Here is a 2,648-nt window from a genome sequence, read left to right on the forward strand (position 1 = left end):
TTAAGGATTGGCACAAAAAACAACCGGAATTATTCAAAAAGAAAATCTATGATCTATCGGGACTTGACAGCAGAATGATGTCACGGGTCTGTATGCCGAATCGCCGGGCGGTGAGGGCATGGCCCAGTTCGTGCAGCACCACGCAGCCGAACAGGGCGAGTATGAAGACCACGCCCTGCACGACCGCCTGCAGATTCTGTTCGGAACGCCAGTAACTCAGTGCGATCCACAACAGCAGGATGAGAAAAGTCGCATGCACATAGACGGCAATCCCGGCGAGGCTGCCCAGGCGCATGGACCATTTCATGGAGGGCTGGTTCTTGCTGTCAGTGTTCATGGAAAATCCCTGTTATTTCAGGAAGTAGCGCAGGAAGGCGAGCTTGTCCGCCGCTTCTTCGATGCGCTTGCTCGTCGGCGTTCCCGCACCGTGACCGGCCCGGGTCTCGATGCGGATGAGGATGGGCGCCGGGCCTGCCTGGGCCGCCTGCAGTGCAGCGGTGAACTTGAAGCTGTGGGCGGGATAGACCCGGTCGTCGTGATCCGCAGTCATGACCAGGGTGGCCGGGTAGCGCACGCCCGGCTTGACGTTGTGATAGGGCGAGTAGGCGTACAGGGCTTTGAATTCCGCTTCGTTTTCGGGAGATCCGTAGTCTGATTCCCAGGCCCAGCCGATGGTGAATTTGTTGAAACGCAGCATGTCGAGCACGCCAACGGCGGGGACTGCGGCTGCAAAAAGGTCGGGTCGCTGCAGCAGCGTGGCGGCCACCAGCAGGCCACCGTTGCTGCCACCGCTGATGCCCAGGTGCGCCGGGGAGGTGTAGCGGTCAGCGATCAGCCATTCGGCGGCGGCGATGAAATCATCGAACACGTTCTGCTTGTGCGTTTTCGTGCCCGCTTCATGCCAGGCCTTGCCGTATTCCCCGCCACCGCGAAGACTGGGAACGGCATAGACGCCGCCCATTTCCATCCACACCAGGTTGGTCACCGAGAAATAAGGTGTCAAAGATATATTGAATCCACCATAGCCATACAGCAGGGTCGGATTGTTTCCGTCGAGTTTCAGGCCCTTTTTGTGGGTGATGAACATGGGAACCCGGGTGCCGTCCTTGCTGTTGTAGAACACCTGCCGGGTGACGTAATCATCGGAGTTGAACTTCACTGACGGACGTTTGAACAGGGTGCTCTTGCCGGTTTCCAGATCCAGATGGTAGATGCGTGCCGGGGTGTTGAAGCTGGTCCAGGAGTAGAAGGTTTCCCTGTCGTGCTGTTTGCCGTAGAAACCACCGGCGCTGCCGATGCCGGGCAGCTTCAGTTCCCGGGCCTCGCCCTTCACCGGCTTTATGAGGATCCTGTGCCAGGCATCGTGAAGATAAGTCACGATGAAGCTGTCATTGACCATGGTGGCGGTTTCGATGGTGTCTTTCGATTCCGCCAGCATTTCCTTCCAGCGCTTCCGTTCAGGGTGGTTCAGGTCGATTTCCAGGATGCGTCCCCGGGGGGCATGATCGTTGCTCAGAAACCAGAACCGGGAACCCTGGTTGCCCAGGTACTCGTAGCTGGCCTGCCAGCTTTCGATGACGGGTCTGATGCCTGTTTCGATGTGCTGCAGATCCTGGAAATAGAGCAGGTTCTTGTCTTCGGTACCGCGCCCGACTTCGATGAGCAGGTATCTGCCGTCTTCCGTGGCGATGCCGTTGAATGACCAGTCCTTGTGGTCTGGGCTGTGATAGATGAGCTTGTCTTTTTCCTGGGGATCGCCCAGGCGGTGGTAATAGAGCTTGGGGAAATAGTTCACCTCTTTAAGCTTGTCGCCACCTTCGGGTGCATCATAGCGTGAGTAATAGAAGCCCTTGCTGTCAGCCGTCCAGGAGACGCCGGAGAACTTGATCCATTCCAGACGGTCGTCCAGATCCTTGCGGGTATCGATGTCTCTGACGTGCCATTCTGTCCAGTCCGAGCCCGCATCAGCGATGGCGTAGGCGTAGAAGTGTCCGTCCGGGCTGACCGCCGCACCCTTGAGCGCCACGGTGCCGTCTTTCGACAGTCTGTTGGGGTCGATCAGCACAGTGGGTTCGTCTGACAGGTTGTGCAGCGTGTACACGATCGCCTGGTTCTGCAGACCGTCGTTGCGGCTGAAAAAATAGCGTCCCGCCACTTTGTAGGGCACAGAGTAACGCTCATAATTCCACAGTTCCGTCAGACGCTTGCGAATACTTTCGCGTTCCGGGAATTTTTCCAGCCAGGTACGGGTGAGCCGGTTTTCCGCCTCGATCCAGCTGCGGGTTTCCCTGGAATCCAGGTTTTCCAGCCAGCGGTAGGGGTCGTGAACCTTCACACCATGATAGGTGTCGATATGATTGACTTTTCTGGCATCCGGGTAAGGGATCGGCTGAGAATCCATGGCGGGCTGTCCGGCTGTGGTCACTGTGAAGAGAATGCCGAGGGCGAATGTTGAAAACAGCATGGGTCTGGCTCTTTGGAAATCAGGCTGAAAGAGAAGATTATAGGCTCAGGCGTCTTTTGGAAAGCCCCAATCCCCGGATAGAAAGCGCTAAGACGGAAAAAGCCTTGGCTGTATAATGGTTAGTGACAAAACAGACCATCACCCAATGGGTGCAACAGCTCAAGGCTTATGACTATTCTAACCT

At 56.6% G+C, this 2,648-nt stretch carries 2 protein-coding genes; both read right to left on the reverse strand.

Going from position 1 to position 2,648, the window contains the following annotated elements; translation table 11 throughout:
* Positions 1-46: 46 nt before the first annotated feature.
* Positions 47-337 carry a site-2 protease family protein gene (locus ACOCD2_RS16340; RefSeq protein ID WP_293649597.1) on the reverse strand — a complete coding sequence of 97 codons (291 nt, stop codon included), beginning with the start codon at positions 335-337 and terminating at the stop codon, positions 47-49.
* A 12-nt stretch (positions 338-349) separates the two neighbouring features.
* Positions 350-2,464, reverse strand: a complete 2,115-nt coding sequence (locus ACOCD2_RS16345; RefSeq protein ID WP_305800431.1) for a prolyl oligopeptidase family serine peptidase — start codon at positions 2,462-2,464, stop codon at positions 350-352.
* Positions 2,465-2,648 lie beyond the last annotated feature (184 nt).

It is taken from the genome of Thiolapillus sp. (assembly GCF_048562965.1).
Classification (GTDB): Bacteria; Pseudomonadota; Gammaproteobacteria; order Chromatiales; family Chromatiaceae; genus Thiolapillus; species Thiolapillus brandeum_A.